Source organism: Ensifer sp. ENS07 (assembly GCF_014852185.1).
GTDB lineage: Bacteria > Pseudomonadota > Alphaproteobacteria > Rhizobiales > Rhizobiaceae > Ensifer > Ensifer adhaerens.
This window is the reverse complement of sequence record NZ_JACVBE010000005.1, coordinates 153,184-174,686: the sequence shown is the minus strand read 5'-3', so window position 1 is coordinate 174,686 and position 21,503 is coordinate 153,184. Positions and strand designations below refer to the sequence as shown.

Below are 21,503 nucleotides of genomic sequence, written 5' to 3'. Positions count from 1 at the left end.
ACCCTTTTTTACCATATGCGGTACTTGCAATTGTCATCATGTTGCCAGTTGGCCCGCTCTGTGTCCATAGTGGCCAATCACAGCATCCCGGGGAATTGACGTCCCGCGTTCACGAGATATTTACCGCGTTGCGGTTTGGATAAAACGCCGCAATCTACGCGCAATGAACTGAATAAAGAGAAGCACGGCCCAATTCATGACTGCGAAAATCCTTCTTGCCGAAGACGACAACGACATGCGCCGGTTCCTGGTGAAGGCGCTGGAAAAGGCCGGCTACAAGGTCATGTCCTATGACAACGGCGCCAGCGCTTACGACCGGCTTCGCGAAGAACCGTTCTCGCTCCTTTTGACCGACATCGTCATGCCTGAGATGGACGGCATCGAACTGGCGCGGCGCGCGACGGAACTCGACCCGGACCTCAAGGTCATGTTCATCACCGGCTTTGCCGCCGTTGCGCTCAACCCCGACAGCAAGGCGCCGAAGGATGCCAAGGTGCTGTCCAAGCCCTTCCACCTGCGTGACCTCGTCGACGAGGTCAACAAGATGCTGGCTGCTGCCTGATCAAGGCAGTTTTCCACAGGCGCGACGTCCCGCGACTGTAAAGAATGCGACTTAGAACCGACCGCCGCGATCCACAGGGATCTCCGGCGGTCTTTTCGTTTCAATACCTTAGCAGAAACCCAGCAAATCCGGCGTCTTGCCGGTGTCTCATCGACGCCGCCCCCATGGGGAAAATCACCGCCTCTAAATTTCTGTCAAAAAACCTTCGAAAACCCTATTGACGCGACAACGGCTTTTGTGGTCTATGCGCCACATCGGATGGGCGTGTAGCTCAGCGGGAGAGCACTACGTTGACATCGTAGGGGTCACAAGTTCGATCCTTGTCACGCCCACCATTCGAATTCAAAGGCCTTTCGAGAAATTGAAAGGCCTTTTTCGTTTCCCTCGATTTCTTCCTGGCAGCAACAGACGAACGGCCCGCTCGCCGCGGCCTTGATCAAAACGCTGTGCGCCAAGTTGCCCACAGCCAACGCTCAGACTTTGGTCCGACGGGGGCCGGCAAAGGTCCGGGGCGCATTGTCGAATCGGCTTCGCGGTGGCTTGATGCCGATGCGCCCGGAAGCACAGCCCGCCTCCTGGGCGCAACCGGTCCCAGAGCGATGCCCCGTAGCCCCAATACGCCGCTCTGGGACCCCGTCTCCTCCTCATCCTGTCGCCATCGGCCTGCTATCGCGGCCACCGCCTGCGGGGACGCGCCGGGTTGGTCTTCCGTCACGAAAATTTGTGGTTTGCGTCATGGAACGCACGCCTTCCCGCCCTAATTTACGTCTGCAATCTCAACGCCTTGCCACGCGCCAGGCGCAAAGCAAGGGAACCCACCAAAACCGACGACGGGCAGTATGCCTCGCCTCACCACGAGCGGGTGTGATGCCGAACCGAGCACCTCTCCATTCGAGCGAAAGGAACTGATCATGCCGGCAGTCAAGAACATCGTGCTTGTGCACGGCGCCTGGGGCGATGCCTCCCATTGGCGCCATGTCATTCCGCCGCTCCACGCCAAGGGCTACAGAATTGCCGCGGTTCAGAACCCGCTGACCTCGCTTGCCGACGACGTCGAGCGCACCCGCAAGCTGGCCGAATCGCTCGAGGGCCCGACCCTGCTCGTCGGCCACTCCTATGGTGGTGCTGTTATCAGCGGCGCCGGTCATGCGGCCAACGTCGTCGGGCTCGTCTATGTCGCGGCCTTCGCGCCGGATGAAGGCGACAGCCTCGGCAGCATCTTTGCAAGGCGCGAGCCGCCATCCGGCGCCGCCAGCATCCGTCCCGACAAGGACGGCTTCCTCTGGCTGGCGCAGGATACGTTCCGTGAGAGTTTCGGCCAGGACCTGAGCGAGACCGAAGCATTGGTCATGGCGGTCGCACAGAAACCGATCGCCGGGCGTTGCTTCGAGGACAGGGCCGGGGCTCCCGCCTGGAAGACGAAGCCCAGTTGGTACCAGGTCTCGCGCCACGACCACATGATCCCGCCGGAAACCGAACAATGGATGGCCGAGCGCATCAAGGCGAAGAAGATCATCACGCTCGATGCCAGCCACGCCTCCCTTGCCTCGCACGCCAAGGAGATCGTGGCGCTGATCGACGAGGCGATCGCTTCGCTCGGCTGAGCGTCCGCCAGCGCAGCACCCCGACAAGAGAAAACCCCGCCAGCGCCGAGCTGGTGGGGTTTCTTCCTTACGCCTGCATCAGGATGCGGCGTCAGGCATAGGCGCCGCGCCGGCGCTGTCGCATGGCCCTCGGCCGGCGCGAAAACGTATCAAGATCGATGGCCGCCCCTTCCGGCGCGCGACACACCTCCTCCGGATGCCGGTCGCTCGCTTCGACGGCGAAATGGATTGCGGCGCTCTCATTGGTAAAGAGGCCGCCGACGAGACCCTTGCGGTCGGATACGACCCACCAGCCGTGCCGGTCGCGGCCGACGACGAAACGCGCGCGCGCCAGGAAACCACGACGGATCTGCTGCATACTGCCCATGATCGAACAATCCTTGTTGACGAAAGCGAAGCCTTAGCCGGCAATCCACGGAAGTGCGGCCTGGATGCCGTAGGCAAGGCCGAGGACGACGGCGAGCCTGATGCCGATGCCGAGAAAGGCATCGCGAACGGCGCTGTCCCTGGGCGGAATGCGCTCGGCGCGCTCGCTGCTTTCGATGCGCCGGCGCTCAGCGGCGCGCGCGGCAAGATGGGGGAAACGGGACATGGTCTTTCCTTTCGGGTGAGATGGATGCGGACGGCGGGAACCGCCGCGGCAATCGGGCACGACAGATCCGTGCGATGACGAACCGTCAGCCAGCAAGCGCGATGCGCACCCCGCGGCCGATCTGAGTGGAGGCTGGAAGCTCGGTCAGCGGTTCGAGCGCCGCGCGGATCTCGGCCGCCGTCTCCGGCGCCACCTGCGTCAGCGGCAGACGCACCTCCGGGCTGAGCGCCCGCACCAGGTGCAACGCGTATTTCACCGGCCCCGGATTGGTCTCGCGCTCGAGCGCCGTGAGCAGCGGGCGGAGCCGCTCATGAAGGGCGAGCGCCGCTGCGACATTTCCGGTCGTGACAGCCTGGTGCATGGCGACCACCAGCCGCGGCACGACATTGGACGCCACCGAGATGGTGCCGTGACCGCCGCAGAGATTGAACGGCAGCGCCGTCTGGTCGTGACCCGAGAGCTGCATGAGCCTGGCCTTGAGGGCTGGCGACGAAGACAGGAAGCGACCGACGTCGCCGGTGGCGTCCTTGATGCCGACGACATTTTGAAGCTCCGCCAGCCGCTCGATCGTCCGCGCGGCGAGATCGACCCCAGTGCGCGAGGGCACATTGTAGATGATGACGGGAAGATCCACCGCCCGGGCGACCGCCTCGAAGTGGCGATAAAGCCCCTCCTGCGACGGCTTGCTGTAATAGGGCGCAACGACGAGCGCCGCGTCGGCGCCGAGCGTTCTGGCTTCCGCCGTCAGTTCGATCGTCGTCGCAGTACTGTTGGTGCCGGTTCCGGCGATAACCGGGATCTTGCGTTCCGCCACCTCGACGCAGCGTTCGATCACCATGGCCCGTTCCGCCCGCGACAGCGTCGGCGCCTCGCCGGTGGTGCCGCAGGCGACGACGCCGGAAATGCCGTGTCGGATCTGCCATTCCACGAGCGACATCAGGCCGACGACATCAACCTTGCCGTCCCGGAACGGCGTGACGAGCGCCGTGATCGCGCCTTCGAGGCGCAGCGAATGCATGTTCATGGAAATATCCTTCAGGTGGGAAGTTGGCCACGGCCGGCAGCAGCCGCAAGCTGATGGCCGCGGCAGGAGCGCAGGAAGGCGCCAAGGATCGCCGCGGCAAGGTCGGCATGCCGTGCCTTGAAGGTGATGCGGCCGGCTCCGGTTGGTTGATAGCGCAGCGCGCAGGTCCACAGCCCGAACTCGTGACTGAGCGTTCGAAGGCACAGTTTCGCTTCGGTCGCCGACGTCAGGTGAATGACGGCATCGACCAGCGCATCGGCGGCCATCAGTTCACGGAACCGACGCGACGGCCATTCTCCAGCCGTCAGGTCCGGCAGGTCCGCGATCACCCGCACCGCCTCCCAGACATGGTGCTCGCGCAGGCGGCGAACGCCGGTGAGCCGCAGCATGAGCGCATCGAGCGCCTCCGGAGCCCTTTCGCCACCGGTGAGCTCAGGGCCCGCATCGACCTCGCGTAGAGCCCCGGGCAAATGACGGTTGATGTTGAAATCCTGGAGAGACATGGCACGCATCCCTATTCGATGCGACAAGGCTAGACCCGTCAGGCGTCCAGTTTCGATTGCGACTTCAGGCGCTCGACATAAGATTTCCGTAAAGCGCTTCGGCGGGTGTTGTCCAAGGCGCCGGCCGCGGTCTAGATTTGATTTCCGAAGCGGCGAAAGCCTGGCGCGACAGCGCGCGCAGCGTCGAAATAATCTGACGCAAAAGATGACGCGCGCGCAATTTTGCGCTAGGTAGCCCCTTCGGTGGCGATCAGGGATCGCCATTCCCGAGCAATACCCCTTGTCCGTGAAGGAACATGCCATGCCTGCCTATCGCTCACGTACCACCACCCACGGCCGCAACATGGCCGGTGCCCGCGGCCTCTGGCGCGCGACGGGCATGAAGGACAGCGATTTTGGCAAGCCGATTATTGCGGTGGTGAACTCGTTCACCCAGTTCGTGCCCGGCCACGTGCACCTTAAGGATCTTGGCCAGCTCGTCGCCCGCGAGATCGAGGCTGCTGGCGGCGTCGCCAAGGAATTCAATACCATCGCCGTCGACGACGGCATCGCCATGGGTCACGACGGCATGCTCTATTCGTTGCCGTCGCGCGAAATCATCGCCGATAGCGTCGAGTACATGGTCAACGCCCACTGCGCCGACGCCATGGTATGCATCTCCAACTGCGACAAGATCACGCCCGGCATGCTGATGGCGGCGCTGCGTCTCAACATCCCCGCCGTCTTCGTTTCCGGCGGCCCGATGGAGGCCGGCAAGGTCGTGCTGCACGGCAAGACGCATGCACTCGACCTGGTCGACGCCATGGTCGCCGCAGCCGACGACAACGTCTCGGACGAGGACGTCAAGGTCATCGAACGCTCGGCCTGCCCGACCTGCGGCTCTTGCTCCGGCATGTTCACCGCCAACTCGATGAACTGTCTGACCGAAGCGCTCGGCCTGTCGCTGCCCGGCAACGGCTCGACGCTCGCCACCCACGCCGACCGCAAGCGCCTCTTCGTCGAGGCCGGCCACCTGGTCGTCGATCTCGCCCGCCGCTATTACGAGCAGGAAGACGAGAACGTGCTGCCGCGCAAGGTCGCCTCGAAGAAGGCGTTTGAAAACGCCATGGCGCTCGATATCGCCATGGGCGGCTCGACCAACACCGTGCTGCACATTCTCGCCGCGGCCCACGAGGGCGAGGTCGATTTCACCATGGCGGACATCGACCGCCTGTCGCGCAAGGTTCCCTGCCTGTCGAAAGTCGCTCCGGCGAAAAGCGACGTGCACATGGAAGACGTGCACCGTGCCGGCGGCATCATGTCGATCCTCGGCGAACTCGAGAAGGGCGGCCTCATCAACCGCGATTGCCCGACGGTCCACAGCGCCACGCTCGGCGACGCCATCGACCGCTGGGACATCACCCGCACGACCAGCGAAACCGTTCGCAACTTCTTCCGCGCGGCACCGGGCGGCATCCCGACCCAGGTGGCCTTCAGCCAGGAAGCGCGCTGGGACGAGCTCGACACCGACCGCGAAAAGGGCGTCATCCGCTCGGTCGAACATCCCTTCTCCAAGGATGGCGGCCTCGCCGTCTTGAAGGGCAACATCGCGATCGACGGCTGCATCGTGAAGACCGCGGGCGTCGACGAGAGCATCCTGAAGTTCTCCGGCCCGGCCCGCGTCTTCGAAAGCCAGGATGCGTCGGTCAAGGCGATCCTCGGCAACGAGATCAAGGCTGGCGACGTCGTCGTCATCCGCTATGAAGGCCCCAAGGGCGGCCCGGGCATGCAGGAAATGCTCTATCCGACGAGCTACCTGAAATCGAAGGGCCTCGGCAAAGCCTGCGCGCTGATCACCGACGGCCGCTTCTCCGGCGGCACTTCGGGCCTGTCGATCGGCCACGTTTCGCCGGAAGCGGCCAATGGCGGCACAATCGGCCTGGTGCGCGAAGGCGACATGATCGACATCGACATCCCGAACCGCACGATCAGCCTGCGCGTCGACGAGGCGGAACTTAGCCGTCGCCGCACTGAGCAGGACGCCCAGGGCTGGAAGCCGACCGAACAGCGCAAGCGCAAGGTGACGACGGCGCTCAAGGCCTATGCCGCCTTTGCCACCTCCGCCGACCGCGGTGCTGTGCGCGACCTCGGCGAACACTGACCAGCTACGTTCGGGCAGGGCCCGAGCGGCGCAAGAAACAGCGAAGGGCTCCCGCGCGTCGGGGGCCCTTTTCTTTGATCTCATCCTAGGGATCCGCCCGGCTTTGCCGGACAGGAAGCATCTGCTATTTTAGTTTACCCTAAAATCAAACAGGTGGGTCATGGCGGACGAGTCTGGATTGCTCGGCACCTGGAAGATGCTTTCCTGGACGCGCGAGGTCGTCGCCACTGGCGAGGTCACCGATGCCATGGGCCCTGATCCTATCGGCTATCTCTCGTACTTTCCCGATGGCCGGATGACCGCCGTTGTGGTGAAACGCGATCGACCGCAGCTCAAAGGACTCGTGCCGTCTCACGACGAAAAGGCGGCACTGTTTGATTCCATGCTCGCCTATTCCGGCTCCTATTCGCTCAAGGACGGCCGGATCATCCATCATGTCGAGGCAAGCTGGAACCCGGCCTGGGGCGTCTCCGACCTGATCCGCCCCTTTGTCCTGCAAGGGGATAAGCTGGTGATCTACGGCGCGCCGGGCGTGGACCCGGCAACCGGCGAGGAGGTCATCTACCACCTCGAATTTCGCAAGATGTAACCAGCTTAGCTGTGGGCTCTAGAGGTGACGGGTCTCGGCTGGCGCGTGGAACCAGTTGTTGTTGCGCCCGTCCATGTACTGCACCGGTGCTTCGGCCAGCACCGCCGGATCGAGGTCGTCGAGGCAGGCGAGGTTGACGGAGTAATAGGCGCCGCCAATCTCCTCGATATAGCCGTGGCCGAAGGCGGCAACGCCGCAGGTCCTGCAGAAGCGGTGATGCACGCTGTCGCTGCCGAACTGGTAGTCGGCGATATTGGCTTCGTCGCACTGCAGCCGGAAGGCGTCGGGCTTCACGACCGCCCCCCAGTAGCGCCGCTTCCAGCAAATCGAACAGTTGCATTTGCCGGTGCCGGCATCGAGGTCGATGTCGGCCTCATAGCGGATGTTTCCGCAATGGCAGCTTCCATTATAGGTCAGTTTCATACCCGTCGCTCCTGCGTGGCGGGCCAGGCAGGCCCCCTATTGCCGCCCACCCGGCAGGCGATATGCTGCCAGGTGAAACTCATGCAGTCCATATGCCATATTGACAACATATTGTCAAATAGGAGCGAGATCTCGCACGCGTCAGAGATGACGGAATTCGGCAGGCGTTTCATCCCAGCGGTCGTTCCGGCCATCCAGATATTGCACCGACACCTTAGCCAGGACCGTCGGATCGACATCGTCCAGCGTTGCGACATTGATGCTGCAATAGGCGCCGCCGAGTTCCTCGACATAACCATGGCTATAGGAGGCGATGCCGCAGGCAGGGCAGAAGCGGTGGTTGCCAACCTTGGCGCCAAACTGATAGAGCCCAACCTGATCTTCCGGTGACAGGAGGCGAAAATCCTCCGGCTGGACCTGTGCACCCCAGTAGCGGGCCTTGCCACAGAACGAGCAATTGCATCGCGTCGTCCCCGCATCGAGATCGAAAGTCGCTTCGTATCTGACCTTGCCGCAATGGCAACCGCCGCTGTAAGTCCTTCTCGCCATGCTCTCATCTCCCTTGCTAAATTGACTTGCTGAAACGACCGAATCATGACAACATGATGTCATACAAACATTCACACGACGGTGGTGCTGTCAACATGAAAGATCCCGATCGGACACCCGTCGGAGACGCCTTTGCGGAGTTCGCCATATCGGTACTGCGGCTAGCGGGCCCGCTGACGCAGGCCGGCGACGCACTCGCCAAACCTTCCGGACAGACGAGCGCCCGCTGGCAGGTGCTGGCCGCGGCAAACCATGCGCCGATGTCAGTTGCCGATGCGGCACGCGCGCTCGGCCTTGCGCGCCAGGGGGTGCAGCGCATCGCCGATCTCTTGGAGGCCGAAGGGCTGATCGCCTACAGGGACAACCCGACCCACCAGAGGGCAAAGCTCATGGTTCTGACTGCGGCGGGAGAAACGGCACTGCACGACATCAAGGAGCGGCAGGCGGCCTGGGCGGACGGCCTGGGCGGCGCACTCGGCGAACGACGGCTGCGGCAGGCCTCTGCCTTGATCGCCGAGGTGATCGAGGTGCTCAAGGAGCGCCCCGCGCCAGAGCCGTCCGAGGACTGACCGGCCGCCCGTCAAGCCAGCCTTAAGAGATCGGCACGCAGGCGGTCCGAACCGCCGTCATCGAGCACCGGATCGAGCGCCTCATGCAGGTTCCGCCAGATCGGCACGGCGCGCGCCAGCAGCGCCTGCCCTTCGGTCGTCAGCCGCAATCGCCGCGACCGCCGGTCGTCGGCATCCGGGAAGCTTTCGACCAGGCCGCGCCGTTCCAGCGGCTTCAACGCCGCGGTCAAGGTCGTCCGGTCCATGGCGAGAAGCGACGCCACCGAGCCCATATTGGGCGGCGCCGGGCGGTTGAGCGACATCAGGAGAGAGAACTGTCCGTTGGTGATATCGAGCGGGCGCAGCGCCTCGTCGAACCGGCGGGCAATGGCGCGCGCGGCGCGTTGCACATGCAGGCAGAGGCAGGTGTCCTTCACATGCAGGGTAGTGTCGAACGAAACAAGCGGCATTTTTGACATGCCCGATTAATGTTGATATCAACGTAAATAGTCAAGTGCAACGTTGGAAAACGTTGGAAGGAGGAACGGGCATGAGACAGGATCACGCAGTGGTATCGCCTGGAGAGTGGCTGAAAGCGCGCAAAGATCTGCTTGCGCTGGAAAAGGAACACACCCACGCACGCGACAAGGTCAATGCCGCTCGGCTGGCCTTGCCCTGGGTGAAGATGGAAAAGACCTACGTCTTCGATACGCCGGCGGGCCGCAAATCCCTGTCCGAGCTTTTCGACGGCCGCAGCCAGCTCATGGTCTACCATTTCATGTTCGGCCCCACCTGGGAGGCCGGTTGCCCCGGCTGCTCCTTCCTGGTCGATCATTTCGCCGGCATGCTGCCGCACCTCAACCATCACGACGTGACGCTGGTCGCCGCATCGAACGCGCCGCTCGCAAAGATCGAAACCTACAAGAAACGCATGGAGTGGGATTTCCCCTGGGTCTCGGCGGAAGGCAACGGCTTCAACCATGACTTCCACGTGGCCTTTTCGCCAGACGAGCTCGCAAGCGGCAAGGTCGGGTACAACTTCACCGACATAGAAAGCGCCAATGCGCATGAGGAACTGCCCGGTCTCAGCGCCTTCCAGAAGGGCGAGGACGGCACGATCTACCACACCTATTCGTCCTATGCTCGCGGGCTCGAGGAACTCGTGGGCACACTGATGCTGCTCGACCGCACACCCAAGGGGCGCAACGAGGACGGGACCATGAGCTTCGTTCGCCGCCACGACGAATATGATCGGGAGCCCGGACGCAAGGCGGGCTGAATTCCGCATCCCGGCGGACGGAACTTTTCGCCCGCAAAATCGTTTTGAGAACGCTCGCGTGCCGGGCCGAACGTCTGCGCCCGGTCAAGAAGGAAATCCCGTGAGAGCAGAACCGGAAGAAGCGCACCGCTGGCTCGAGCAATTGCTGGGCGACTGGCACGTTCGCACGGCCGGCTCCGATGGCAAGCCCGATGGCAGCGGGCCCTGGACCGAGCATGTCCGGTCACTCGAAGGCCTCTGGATCGTCTGCGAGGGTCAGGGAACGATGCCGGGCGGCAGCTTCGGCCAGACGCTGATGACGCTCGGCTTCAATCCGCAGACGAAACGTTACGTCGGCACCTGGGTCGGTTCGATGATGACCCACATATGGATCTATGACGGAGAACTGGACGCGGACGGCACGTCCCTCTCCCTCTACTGCGAAGGGCCAGATTTCGAAAAACCCGGCAGGACCATGCGCTACCGCGACGTCATCACGCTTGCCGGGCCATCCCGTCGGCTGCTGACGGCGCAGGCGCAAACAGCGGACGGAAACTGGAAAGACTTGATGACGGCGGAATACCTACGTCGGGATTGAAAGCCGCGCTGACGACGGCCTTGGCTGTTCGGCCATGCATCATGTCAGGCTGACCCGACGACAGTTCATTCGAACAGGCAAACAAGTGGCGCCAGATACGCCGCGCCAGAGCAAAACCGGAGGAAGGCAATGGCAGATCACGGCAAATTCGTTTGGTACGAACTGATGACCACCGACATGGCGGCCGCCGAGACGTTCTACAAGGACGTGGTCGGCTGGGCCGCCAGCGATGCCGGCATGGCCGGTATCAGCTACACGCTGTTCAACGTCGGCGAGATTCCGGTGGCGGGATTGATGACCATGCCGGAAGGCGCGCTCGAAATGAACGTGCCGCCCGCCTGGCTCGGCTATGTCGGCGTCGACGATGTCGATGTGAGCGCCGCCAGCATCGCCGCCAAGGGCGGCAAGGTGCACCGGGCGCCGGACGATATCCCGGGTATAGGGCGCTTCGCCGTCGTCACCGATCCGCACGGCGCGGTCTTCTCGATCTTCAAGGGTACGGGCGATCCGCCGCCGGTCACCGACCCGATGGCCCCCGGACTGATCGGCTGGCACGAGCTTGCCTCGGGCGACCTCGACACCGCCTTTCCCTTCTATTCCGAACTCTTCGGCTGGACGAAGGACCAGGGCATGGACATGGGCGAAATGGGCATCTACCAGATCTTCGCCCATGGCGGCGCCCCGATCGGCGGGATGATGACCAAGCCGAAGGAAGTGCCCGCGCCTTACTGGCTCTACTACATCAACGTACCGGCCATCGATGCCGCCATCGAACGCATCAAGGCTGGCGGCGGCAAGATCGTGCTGGAGCCGATGGAGGTCCCCGGAGGCGCCTGGATCGTTCAGGCGCTCGACCCGCAGGGCGCCCTCTTCGCACTGGTCGGGCCGAAGCGCTGAGACGACTGCATGTCTCCTTAAATCGTCCTCGACGTAAGGGAACAGACTTGCAGAAAATCAAAGTGTTACAGCGACCTTAGCCCGTCTGATAAGACGCGCGACGCTTTAGGCCGCAGCACAGATCACGTTGCCGTGAAGAGTTGCTGAAGTAAAATGACGACCAACCAAGTCCAGGCCCGCTTTCGGCAAGAAGGCGGGCCGGATTTATTGCGATCATGGACCGGAAAGCGAATACGGGGGCCGCAAAGCTGGGGTCTGCCGTGCGCCGGGCGCATCCCTCGGTTGCGGATTAGCCCCTAGTATTTCAGGGTATTTCAAGCTTATTTAACATCTTATACGATAGCAGGGGCGGCAAGCACACTGATTTCGGATGGGTTTCTTGTCGGGTGGCAAGAATTTGTCGCGATTGTCGAGCAGACGGGCGGCGACATGAGTGGAGCAACTTCGCGCATATGAGCAATAAGGGCAGCACCTATGCGTCCCCTCAGATGGGCGTGGGGGAAGCGCGTACGGCCAGGGCCCTGCGACGCAAGCTCCAATGGCTGGTGGCGATCGTCGTTGCCTGCACGGGCATTCTTGCGACCGAAATCATCGCCGCATCCTATAGCGACTTTGTCGTCGCGCGCCGCAACCTGACGGAAGTCATGGCCTTTTGCCGCGTCCTCGACGCCGCAAACTACCTCTCGGCCGAACGTGGCCCGTCCAACGGTGTGCTCGGCCTTGGCGTAGCGCCCGGCTCGACTGTCCAGGCGCGGCTGGCGGAGTTTCGTGCCCGCAGCGACGCGGCATTGGCTCAGATCACCGCCGACATCGACAATGCCAGCCGCTCCGAACCGGCCGGCGCGCTTTCGCCCATCCTAGTCGAGGTCCATCGTCGGCTGATGCTTGCGCGTGCGGAAGTCGATCGCATTGCGGCCCTTCCGCCGGAACGGCGGAACCTTGCCGAAATCGAAGCGACGATCGAGGCCATGTTCGGCGTGATCGATGCGCTTCGCCCCGCGATCGACTGGAACATTCAGCGCCTGACCAACACCGACCCGAACCTTGCGGGCATTGCCCTTGCAGCCCAGATGCTCGCCAATCTGCGCGAGGACGGCGGTCGCCTCGGCTCGCACGTCATGGCGCCCGTTGCCGTCGGCAAGCCGCTCGCGATCAAGAATCTGGCCGACAGCGAGCGCACGCGCGGCAGGCTGCAGGAGGTCTGGGCGATCGTCGGCAAGCCGGGCGCGCTTCCAGGCCTGGATCCGTCGAAGATCGGCGATCTCGCCAAGATCGACCGCGAGTTCTTTGCCGAAGGTTTTGCGATCATCGACAACATCGTCGCCGTCGGTAAACGCTCGGGCGACTACCCGATGACCGCCGAACAGCTCACCGACCTTTTCGTCCCGAAGATGAAACCGCTCGAAGATCTGCGTCGCGCCTTCATGGATTCGACCGTCGAGCGCCTGTCCGCCAACAAGACCCGCGCGTCGATCAAGCTCGCCGTGGCGAGCCTTGCGACCTTCTCGCTCTTCCTGATGTTGCTGATCTTGATGCGGCGCGCCCGATCGCTGGTGTTCGAACCGCTGCTTCTTGCGCGCCACAGCATCATCGAGCTTGCCAATGATCGCCCGATCGCGCGCCTTCAGGGCAAGGGCGGAGAAGGCGAAATGGGGCGCCTGTTCGATGCGATCGACATCCTGCGCCAGCGCCTCGACGAGCGCACGCTGCTGATGCAGCATCTCGAACGCCAGGCGGAAACCGACGAACTGACCGGCCTGCTCAACCGCCGCGCGCTGGAGCTGATCGGCGGCGCGGAAGACACGGACGGCAAGGATCAGGACGCCTGTCTGATCCTGATGGACATCGACCATTTCAAGCAGATCAACGATACCCACGGCCATCTGATCGGCGACATCGTGCTTCAGGAAACCGCCCGCATCATCCGCAATTCCGTGCGCAATTCCGATCTCGTCGCCCGCTTCGGCGGTGAGGAGTTTGCCGTGATCACGCCCGGCGACAGCATCGAGTCCGCCCTTGCCCTTGCCGAAAGGATCAGGGTCAACCTCGCGCACGAACCGATCGTCCTTGCCGACGGACGGAAGCTGAACGTCACCGCCAGCTTCGGCGTGGCCGAAGGCCGCAGCGCGAACGGTGGCTGGAAGCACCTGATCGAACTTGCCGATAACGAGCTCTATCGCGCCAAGTCCGAGGGCCGCAATCGCGTCTGCGGCCAGCCGGCCGAAGCGACGCACCAGCCGTTCAAGGCGATGAAATCCGCGCGCGCTTAGCCAGGAAATCAAGTACCACCCGCACGCGCGCCGGCAGGGCTCCACCCTGCCCGTGGAACACCGCATGGAATGCCTCGATGTCGCCCGGGTTCAAGTGCTCGGCGACCGCCGTCAGCCGACCGCAACGGATATCCTCCTTGACCGTAAACGTGGGCAGTCGCGCCAGCCCGACACCGGCGAGCGTAAGCTGGCGCAAACCCTCGCCGTCGCTCACGCGGACCTGCTCCGTCGGCGCCAGCGTGAAAGGCTCCCCGTTCGACAGGAGCGGCCAGCCATCGATCGAACGCGCATAGCTATGGCTCAGCCTGTTCATCGCTTCGAGGTCGCCGACACTCTCGGGCATGCCGAACCGTTGAAGATAGGACGGCGCGCCCACGATCGTCATCGACGTGCTGCCGAGCTTGCGGGCGATCAGGCTCGAAGACTTCAGAGGACCGGCGCGCACGGCGATGTCGGCCCGCTCCGCCATCAGATCGACCACGGCGTCGGTCTGCAGGATATCGAGCGAGACCGACGGAAAGGCCGAGAGAAACTCCGGCAGCACCGGCATCAGCACATGCACCGCATAGGAAGCGCTGACGTTTAGCCGCACGCGGCCCTCGGGCGTTTCGCCTGAACCCGCCTCGCGCTCCGCCTCGTCGATATCGGCAAGGATGCGCACCGCCCGCTCATAGAAGGCACAGCCTTCCGCCGTCAGCTGCAGCCGCCGCGTCGAGCGGTTGATGAGCCGGACGCCGAGCCTTTCCTCCAGCCTCTGCACGAGCTTGCTGACGGCCGAGGGTGTCATGCAGCAGACCTTTGCCGCGGCCGAGAAGCCGCCGAGCTCCACCGCCTTGGCGAAAACCGCCATCTCCCCCGAACGGTTGATAGACAAGCGCGACATGTGACTTCAACTCACAAATGATGTTCTTTCATCCGGTCTACATCGCAAATGGCCGCGATACCACCTTCTCCTGGTGGGCGAGCGGACTTCCGCTCTCGCAAAGACAAAACCAACGAGGAGTTTGACGACATGGAATACAGACGGCTTGGATCATCGGGACTGAAAGTGCCTGCCTTGAGCTTCGGCGCCGGCACCTTCGGCGGCAAGGGGCCGCTCTTCAGCGCCTGGGGCAACAGCGACGCCGCGGAAGCCCGGCGGCTGATCGACATCTCGCTCGAAGCCGGCGTCAATCTCTTCGATACCGCAGACGTTTACTCCGACGGTGCGTCCGAGAGCGTGCTCGGCGCGGCCATCAAGGGCCGGCGTGATGCCGTGCTTCTCTCCACCAAGATGGCATTGCCGATGGGCGACGGACCGAACGACGCCGGCACGTCGCGCACGCGTCTCGTCAAGGGCGTCGACGATGCCTTGAAGCGGCTCGGCACCGACTACATCGACCTTTTGCAACTGCACGCCTTCGACGCGGGAACGCCGGTCGAGGAGGTGCTTTCGACACTCGACAGTCTGGTTGCCGCCGGCAAGCTGCGCTACGTCGGTGCCTCGAACTTTGCCGGCTGGCAATTGATGAAATCGCTGGCTGTCTCGGAGAAGCACGGCCTCGTGCGCCACGTCGCCCACCAGGTCTACTATTCGCTGGTTGGACGCGACTACGAATGGGAACTGATGCCGCTTGGCGCCGACCAAGGCGTCGGCGCTCTGGTCTGGAGCCCGCTCGGCTGGGGGCGTCTCACCGGCAAGATCCGCCGCGGCAAGCCGTGGCCCGAAGGCAGCCGCCTGCACGACACTGCGGCCTTCGGCCCACCGGTCGATGATGAGAAGCTCTACGATGTCGTCGACGTGCTCGACCAGCTCGCGGAGGAAACCGGCAAGACGATCCCGCAGATCGCCATCAACTGGCTGCTGCAGCGCCCGACGGTCTCGAGCGTCATCATCGGCGCCCGCAACGAGGAGCAGCTTCGCCAGAACCTCGGCGCCGTCGGCTGGTCGTTGTCAGCGGACCAGATCGCCCGACTCGACGCGGCGAGCCGAACGACGCCGGCCTACCCCTACTTCCCCTACTACCGCCAGGAGGGTTTTGCCCGCATCAATCCGCCGATCGTCTGACCGAGGATGGCCAATGTTTCGCACGCCCGTCCGGGCGTGCGAAGGCGTTGCGCCGCCCTGATTTTCTGCGGGCGCTTTCGCGCTTGCATTCTCGATTTGCATTGCACAAACTTCGTGGCGATGGGGGGCGTCAGACCCGCCACGAAGGGGATCAAATCCGGCATGTCGATCAAGGCCAGTATCTATCACCTGACCCACTATATCTATGACCGTCCCGTAAGCCTCTCGCCGCAGATCATCCGGCTGAAGCCCGCTGCCCATTCCAAGACCAAGGTCATCAGCCACTCGCTGAAGGTTTCGCCCGGCAACCATTTCGTCAACCTGCAGCAGGACCCCTACGGCAACTACCTCGCCCGTTTCGTCTTTCCCGATCCGGTGAGCGAGCTGAAAATCGAAGTCGATCTCGTCGCCGACATGACCGTCTACAACCCCTTTGACTTTTTCGTCGAGGAAGAGGCCGAGCATTGGCCCTTCCCCTACCCCGAGGATCTCAGCGACGATCTCCGGATCTATATGACGCCGGAGCCGCTCGGCCCGGCGCTCTCCGCCTTCATGGCAACGGTCGACCGTTCCCGCCAGCGCACCATCGACATGGTCGTCGGGCTCAACGCACGCCTGCAGAAGGAAATCGGCTATGTGATCCGCATGGAGCCGGGCGTGCAGGACCCGGAGCAGACGCTGACATCGGCAAGAGGATCCTGCCGCGATTCCAGCTGGCTGCTCGTACAGATCCTGCGCAATCTCGGCTTCGCCGCCCGCTTCGTCTCCGGCTATCTCATTCAGCTGACGCCGGATCTGAAAGCCCTCGACGGCCCCTCCGGCACCGACCACGACTTCACCGACCTGCATGCCTGGGCCGAAGTCTACCTGCCCGGCGCCGGCTGGGTCGGGCTCGACCCGACCTCGGGCCTGCTGACCGGCGAGAGCCACATTCCGCTTGCCGCAACGCCCCATTACCGCAACGCCGCGCCGATCTCCGGAGAATTTTTCGGCGATCCCGAGACCCGCACCGACTTCGCTTTCGACATGAAGGTGAGGCGCGTCGCCGAGCACCCGCGCATCACCAAACCCTTCTCCGACGAAAGCTGGGATGCGCTGAATGCACTCGGCGGGAAGGTTGACCGGGAGCTTGAGGAAAACGACATCCGCCTGACGATGGGCGGCGAGCCCACCTTCGTTTCGATCGACGACTTCGAGTCCGAGGAATGGAACACGGAGGCCGTCGGACCAACCAAGCGCGAGAAGGCCGACACACTGATCCGCCGGCTGCGCGAACGCTTCGCCCCCGGTGGCTTCCTGCATTATGGCCAGGGCAAATGGTATCCGGGCGAAACCCTGCCGCGCTGGACCTTCTCCCTCTACTGGCGCAAGGACGGCGTGCCGATCTGGCGCCGGCCGGACCTGATCGCCGAGGAGACCGGCCGCCACGACGTGACGGTAGCGGATGCCGAACGCCTGCTGCATCTGGTCGCAGGCGAATTGAGCGTGCCGACCGAAATGGTCGTGCCGGCCTTCGAAGACCCGGCCGACTGGCTGCTGAAGGAGGCAAACCTCCCCGACAACGTCGATCCTGCCAACTCCAAGCTGAAGGATCCCGAGGAGCGCAGCCGCATGGCCCGCGTGTTCGAGCGCGGCCTGACGGCGCCGACCGGCTATGTTCTGCCGGTGCAAGCCTGGAACACGCGCGCCACCGGCGTGAAGTGGATGAGCGAGAAATGGCAGACGCGCCGTGGCCGCATCTTCCTCGTTCCCGGCGACAGCGCCGTCGGCTATCGCCTTCCGCTCGGCGCCCTACCCTATGTCGCGCCCTCCGCTTACCCCTATATCCATCCGGTCGATCCGACGGTCCCGCGCGACGATTTGCCGGACTTCAGCGAAAGCAGCGCCCGCACGCAGCATGCACGCTTCCAGGCCTCGGAAGTTCCGGAAACACCGCTCCCGGCGCCGCGCGACGAGATCGCCGGACTGGTGCGCACCGCCATCAGCGTCGAGCCGCGCGACGGCCGGCTCTGCGTCTTCATGCCGCCGACGACAAGCGTCGAGGAGTATCTCGATCTGATCGCGTCTGCGGAGCGCGCTGCCGCTGCGATCGGCCTGCCCGTGCACATCGAAGGCTATGCACCGCCGCAGGACGAGCGCATCAACGTCATCCGCGTTGCGCCGGACCCGGGCGTCATCGAGGTCAACATTCATCCGGCCGCCCATTGGCAGGACTGCGTCGATATCACCACGGCGATCTACGAGGAGGCGCGCCAGAGCCGGCTCGGTGCCGACAAGTTCATGATCGACGGCCGTCACACCGGCACCGGCGGCGGCAATCACGTGGTCGTCGGCGGCGCCAATCCGAATGACAGCCCGTTCCTGCGCCGCCCGGATCTGCTAAAAAGCATGGTGCTGCACTGGCAGCGGCATCCCTCGCTCTCCTACCTGTTCTCCGGCCTCTTCATCGGCCCGACCTCGCAGGCGCCGCGTATCGACGAAGCCCGGCACGACCAGCTCTATGAACTCGAAATCGCCCTGGCGCAGGTGCCGATGCCGGGCTCTGCAACGCCGCCGCCCCTGCCCTGGCTCGTCGACCGGCTGTTCCGCAACCTGCTCGTCGATGTCACCGGCAACACCCATCGGGCGGAGATCTGCATCGACAAGCTGTTTTCGCCTGACGGGCCCACCGGCCGTCTCGGCCTCGTCGAGTTCCGCGGTTTCGAGATGCCGCCGAACGCCCGCATGTCGCTTGCCCAGCAATTGCTGGTGCGCGCCCTCATCGCCCGTTTCTGGAAGCACCCGGTCGACGGTCGCTTCGTGCGCTGGGGCACCGCGCTGCACGATCGTTTCATGCTGCCGCATCACGTCTGGCAGGACTTTCTCGACGTGCTCGCCGATCTCCGGGCGCATGGCTTCGATCTGAAGCCGGAATGGTTCGAGGCTCAGCTCGAGTTCCGCTTCCCCTTCTGCGGCGAGGTCGAATACGAGGGGGCAAAGCTCGAAATCCGTCAGGCGCTCGAACCCTGGCACGTGATGGGCGAACAGGGCGCGATCGGCGGCACCGTGCGCTATGTCGACAGCTCGATCGAACGGCTGCAGGTCAAGCTCGATACCGCCAATCCCGAGCGATATACGGTCGCCTGCAACGGTCGGCCCTTGCCGCTCACACGCACTGGTTCGAATGGCACGGCGGTGGCCGGCGTCCGCTACAAGGCGTGGCAGCCGGCCTCAGGGCTACACCCGGTGCTACCGGTCAACACTCCCCTTACATTCGATATCTATGATACATGGTCGAATCGGGCGATCGGCGGTTGCATCTACCATGTCGCCCACCCGGGTGGGCGCCACTACGACACGTTTCCGGTCAACGGCAACGAGGCGGAGGCGCGACGCCTGGCGCGGTTCGAGCCTTGGGGCCATACGCCGGGAGGCTATCCGCTGCGCCCCGAAAGCCCGTCGACGGAATTCCCGATGACGCTTGATCTCAGGCGTCCACCAGGAGCGTAAATGCCGAAGAAGCAGACAGCGGCCGCAAACCATCCGGGCACCGACGACGATCCGGTCTTCGGCTACCGTGCCCTACCGGGCATTGCCGACGAAATGCTCGACCAGGACGGCAATGTCCGCCCGGTCTGGCAGCGGCTGCTCGCGACGCTTGGGCGGCTCGACGAGACCGAACTTGCCAACCGCTTCGCGCGCGCCGACCGCTATCTGCGCGACGCCGGCGTGTTCTATCGCGTCTATGGCGCCAAGGAGAGTTCCGAGCGAAGCTGGCCGCTGTCGCACATTCCGGTTCTGATCGACGAAAAGGAATGGGCGCACGTCTCGCAAGGCCTCGTGCAGCGCGCCGAACTTCTGGAAAAGGTGGTCGCCGACATCTATGGCGAGAACCGGCTGGTGCGCGAAGGGCTGCTGCCGCCGGCGCTGGTCGCCTCCAATCCGGAGTTCCTGCGCCCTCTCGTCGGCGTGAAACCGGCCGACGGCCACTTCCTGCATTTCGTCTCCTTCGAGATCGGCCGTGGACCCGACGGTAACTGGTGGGTCCTGTCCGATCGCACCGAGGCACCTTCGGGCGCCGGCTTCGCCCTGGAGAACCGGGTCGCGACCACGCGTGCCTTCTCCAATCTTTATGCCGAAAGCCACGTCCACCGGCTGGCCGGCTTCTTTGGCGAGTTCCGCGACACGCTGCAGAGCCGCCGGCTGCACCCGGACGACCGCATCGCCGTTCTTTCGCCGGGGATCGCCAACGAGACCTATTTCGAACATGCCTATATCGCCCGCTATCTGGGCTTCATGCTGCTCGAAGGCGAGGATCTGACCGTGATCGGCGGCCGGGTGATGGTGCGCACCGTCGCCGGCCTCAAGCCCATCGGCGTGCTCTGGCGTCGTCTCGACGCGGCCTTTGCCGATCCGCTCGAGCTCAATCAGTCCTCGCATATCGGCACACCGGGCATTGTCGAGGCGCTCAGAGCCGGCTCGGTCTCAATCGTGAACGCGCTCGGCACCGGCATCGTCGAAACCCGCGCCTTCCTCGCCTTCATGCCGGCGATCTGCCGCCATCTGCTGGGCGAGGAACAGAAGCTGCCCTCGATCGCCACCTGGTGGTGCGGCCAGGGCGCCGAACGCGAACAGGTCGCCGCCAACCTCGACCGCATGGTCATCGGCCCCGCCTACCAGACCCGCCCTTTCTTCGACGACAATGGCCAGTCGGTACTCGGCCGTACGCTTGATGAGAAGGCTCGAGCCTCGATCGCAGATTGGCTTAGCGCCGAGGGCGGCAAGCTCGTGGGCCAGGAGGTGGTCACGCTTTCGACCACGCCGGCCTGGGTGCGTGGCCGACTGACCCCGCGGCCGATGAGCCTGCGGGTGTTTGCGGCACGCACCCGCGACGGCTGGCAGATCATGCCAGGGGGCTTTGCCCGCATCGGCTCCGGCGACGATGTCGCCGCGATCGCGATGCAGGCGGGCGGCACCGCCGCCGATGTCTGGATCGTCAGCGACCGACCGGTCGAGCGCACGACGCTGCTTCCGGCCGAGGAAAGTTTCACCCGCAACATGCCGGGAAGCCTGCCGAGCCGGGCGGCCGACAATCTCTTCTGGCTCGGCCGCTATATCGAGCGTGCGGAAGGGGCGCTTCGCATCCTGCGCGCCTGGCATGGCCGCTTCGCCGAAACCGCCGATCCGGACCTGCCGCTCCTTAAGGATGTCGGCGACTATCTCGCAGCCCTCGACATCGATGCGCGCCAGCCTGTGCCCGACAGCCTGCTCGCCAATATCGCAAGCGCCCTCTTCAGCGCCGGCAACATCCGCGACCGGTTCTCGCCGGACGGCTGGCTGGCACTGAACGACCTGTCGCAGACGGCGCGCAAGTTCCACGCGACGGTGCAGGCCGGCGACGACGCGACCCGCGCAATCACCGTGCTCCTGCGCAAGCTCGCCGGCTTTGCCGGTCTCGTGCATGAAAACATGTACCGCTTCACCGGCTGGCGCTTTCTTTCGATCGGCCGCTATATCGAGCGCGGCCTGCACATGACCCGGCTGCTCGGCCACATGTCGGGGCCGGATGCGCCCGATGGCGCCTATGACATGCTGCTCGAAATCGGCGATAGCGTCATGACCCATCGCCGGCGCTACAATGTCAGCACCGCCGCCTTGACCGTCACCGACCTCCTGGCGCTCGATCCGCTCAATCCGCGCTCGGTGCTTTACCAGTTGAATGAGATCAAGACCGAGGTCGAGCTCTTGCCGAACGCCTTCGTCAACGGCCAGATGTCCCCCTTCTACCGCGAGGCGATGCGGCTGCATTCGGGCCTGGCGGTGATGACACCGGAAGCCATGAACCTCGGCGTCTACAATCGGTTGGAGCGGGATCTCGAAAGCCTGTCCGATCTGCTCGCGCGCACCTATCTCGGCTAGC

At 64.0% G+C, this 21,503-nt stretch carries 20 protein-coding genes and 1 tRNA gene; 13 read left to right on the top strand and 8 right to left on the bottom strand.

Annotated features, from left to right (window positions below):
- The first annotated feature begins 196 nt into the window (after window positions 1-196).
- The 3 genes from cpdR1 (at window position 197) to IB277_RS18095 (ending at window position 2,166) form a co-directional block, all read left to right on the top strand.
- Complete coding sequence (gene cpdR1 / locus IB277_RS18105) at window positions 197-562, top strand: response regulator CpdR1 (RefSeq protein WP_034786813.1); 366 nt, start codon at window positions 197-199, stop codon at window positions 560-562.
- A gap of 260 nt (window positions 563-822) precedes the next feature.
- Window positions 823-897, top strand: a tRNA-Val gene (locus IB277_RS18100).
- A 576-nt stretch (window positions 898-1,473) separates the two neighbouring features.
- Entirely contained in the window at window positions 1,474-2,166 is a 693-nt protein-coding gene (locus tag IB277_RS18095; protein WP_090297888.1) for an alpha/beta fold hydrolase, read from the top strand.
- A 91-nt stretch (window positions 2,167-2,257) separates the two neighbouring features.
- Here the strand turns inward: IB277_RS18095 and IB277_RS18090 are convergent, their stop codons facing one another.
- The 4 genes from IB277_RS18090 to IB277_RS18075 all read right to left on the bottom strand — a co-directional run bounded on the left by IB277_RS18090 (window position 2,258) and on the right by IB277_RS18075 (window position 4,285).
- A complete protein-coding gene (locus tag IB277_RS18090) occupies window positions 2,258-2,533 on the bottom strand; it encodes a hypothetical protein (RefSeq protein WP_051659088.1) in 276 nt (91 codons plus the stop codon).
- Window positions 2,534-2,566: 33 nt separating this feature from the next.
- Window positions 2,567-2,758, bottom strand: coding sequence for a hypothetical protein (locus tag IB277_RS18085; protein WP_060517608.1), 192 nt, complete (start codon window positions 2,756-2,758; stop codon window positions 2,567-2,569).
- A gap of 85 nt (window positions 2,759-2,843) precedes the next feature.
- Window positions 2,844-3,782: a 4-hydroxy-tetrahydrodipicolinate synthase gene (gene dapA / locus IB277_RS18080; protein ID WP_034786819.1), complete on the bottom strand. Its 939-nt coding sequence runs from the start codon at window positions 3,780-3,782 to the stop codon at window positions 2,844-2,846.
- Between the two features lie 11 nt (window positions 3,783-3,793).
- Window positions 3,794-4,285, bottom strand: a complete 492-nt coding sequence (locus IB277_RS18075; RefSeq protein WP_034786821.1) for a hypothetical protein — start codon at window positions 4,283-4,285, stop codon at window positions 3,794-3,796.
- A 301-nt stretch (window positions 4,286-4,586) separates the two neighbouring features.
- Between IB277_RS18075 and ilvD the strand changes: the two genes are divergently transcribed.
- Both ilvD and IB277_RS18065 read left to right on the top strand, forming a co-directional pair.
- Entirely contained in the window at window positions 4,587-6,425 is a 1,839-nt protein-coding gene (gene ilvD, locus IB277_RS18070; RefSeq protein ID WP_034786822.1) for a dihydroxy-acid dehydratase, read from the top strand.
- A 160-nt stretch (window positions 6,426-6,585) separates the two neighbouring features.
- Complete coding sequence (locus tag IB277_RS18065) at window positions 6,586-7,014, top strand: lipocalin-like domain-containing protein (RefSeq protein ID WP_034786824.1); 429 nt, start codon at window positions 6,586-6,588, stop codon at window positions 7,012-7,014.
- A gap of 18 nt (window positions 7,015-7,032) precedes the next feature.
- On the opposite strand, the gene IB277_RS18060 is transcribed toward IB277_RS18065, so the two are convergent.
- Window positions 7,033-7,437 (bottom strand): GFA family protein, encoded by a 405-nt coding sequence (locus IB277_RS18060; protein WP_090297897.1) that lies wholly within the window; start codon window positions 7,435-7,437, stop codon window positions 7,033-7,035.
- A gap of 141 nt (window positions 7,438-7,578) precedes the next feature.
- Window positions 7,579-7,986 (bottom strand): GFA family protein, encoded by a 408-nt coding sequence (locus tag IB277_RS18055; protein ID WP_034786827.1) that lies wholly within the window; start codon window positions 7,984-7,986, stop codon window positions 7,579-7,581.
- 95 nt (window positions 7,987-8,081) lie between these two features.
- Here IB277_RS18055 and IB277_RS18050 point away from each other — a divergent pair, with 95 nt between their 5' ends.
- The gene (locus tag IB277_RS18050) at window positions 8,082-8,555 is read left to right on the top strand and encodes a MarR family winged helix-turn-helix transcriptional regulator (RefSeq protein WP_090298080.1); all 474 of its coding nucleotides are present in this window, start codon (window positions 8,082-8,084) and stop codon (window positions 8,553-8,555) included.
- An 11-nt stretch (window positions 8,556-8,566) separates the two neighbouring features.
- Here IB277_RS18050 and IB277_RS18045 read toward each other — a convergent pair whose 3' ends face one another.
- The gene (locus IB277_RS18045; RefSeq protein WP_060517600.1) at window positions 8,567-9,013 is read right to left on the bottom strand and encodes a MarR family winged helix-turn-helix transcriptional regulator; all 447 of its coding nucleotides are present in this window, start codon (window positions 9,011-9,013) and stop codon (window positions 8,567-8,569) included.
- A gap of 71 nt (window positions 9,014-9,084) precedes the next feature.
- On the opposite strand from IB277_RS18045, the gene IB277_RS18040 reads away from it, so the two are divergent.
- From IB277_RS18040 to IB277_RS18025, 4 genes are all read left to right on the top strand, one after another.
- Window positions 9,085-9,813, top strand: coding sequence for a thioredoxin family protein (locus IB277_RS18040; protein WP_110819348.1), 729 nt, complete (start codon window positions 9,085-9,087; stop codon window positions 9,811-9,813).
- 100 nt (window positions 9,814-9,913) lie between these two features.
- Window positions 9,914-10,390, top strand: coding sequence for a DUF1579 domain-containing protein (locus IB277_RS18035; RefSeq protein ID WP_090297903.1), 477 nt, complete (start codon window positions 9,914-9,916; stop codon window positions 10,388-10,390).
- A 129-nt stretch (window positions 10,391-10,519) separates the two neighbouring features.
- The gene (locus IB277_RS18030; RefSeq protein WP_034786835.1) at window positions 10,520-11,287 is read left to right on the top strand and encodes a VOC family protein; all 768 of its coding nucleotides are present in this window, start codon (window positions 10,520-10,522) and stop codon (window positions 11,285-11,287) included.
- A gap of 452 nt (window positions 11,288-11,739) precedes the next feature.
- Complete coding sequence (locus IB277_RS18025) at window positions 11,740-13,557, top strand: GGDEF domain-containing protein (RefSeq protein WP_110819347.1); 1,818 nt, start codon at window positions 11,740-11,742, stop codon at window positions 13,555-13,557.
- Here the strand turns inward: IB277_RS18025 and IB277_RS18020 are convergent.
- On the bottom strand, window positions 13,529-14,440 hold the full coding sequence (locus IB277_RS18020; protein WP_034786836.1) for a LysR family transcriptional regulator: 912 nt from the start codon (window positions 14,438-14,440) through the stop codon (window positions 13,529-13,531). The genes IB277_RS18025 and IB277_RS18020 overlap by 29 nt on opposite strands.
- A gap of 129 nt (window positions 14,441-14,569) precedes the next feature.
- Here IB277_RS18020 and IB277_RS18015 point away from each other — a divergent pair, with 129 nt between their 5' ends.
- The 3 genes from IB277_RS18015 (at window position 14,570) to IB277_RS18005 (ending at window position 21,502) form a co-directional block, all read left to right on the top strand.
- Entirely contained in the window at window positions 14,570-15,604 is a 1,035-nt protein-coding gene (locus IB277_RS18015) for an aldo/keto reductase (protein ID WP_034786838.1), read from the top strand.
- Between the two features lie 162 nt (window positions 15,605-15,766).
- Complete coding sequence (locus tag IB277_RS18010) at window positions 15,767-19,093, top strand: DUF2126 domain-containing protein (protein WP_090297909.1); 3,327 nt, start codon at window positions 15,767-15,769, stop codon at window positions 19,091-19,093.
- A complete protein-coding gene (locus tag IB277_RS18005; RefSeq protein WP_090297912.1) occupies window positions 19,094-21,502 on the top strand; it encodes a circularly permuted type 2 ATP-grasp protein in 2,409 nt (802 codons plus the stop codon).
- The last annotated feature ends 1 nt before the right edge of the window (window position 21,503 follow it).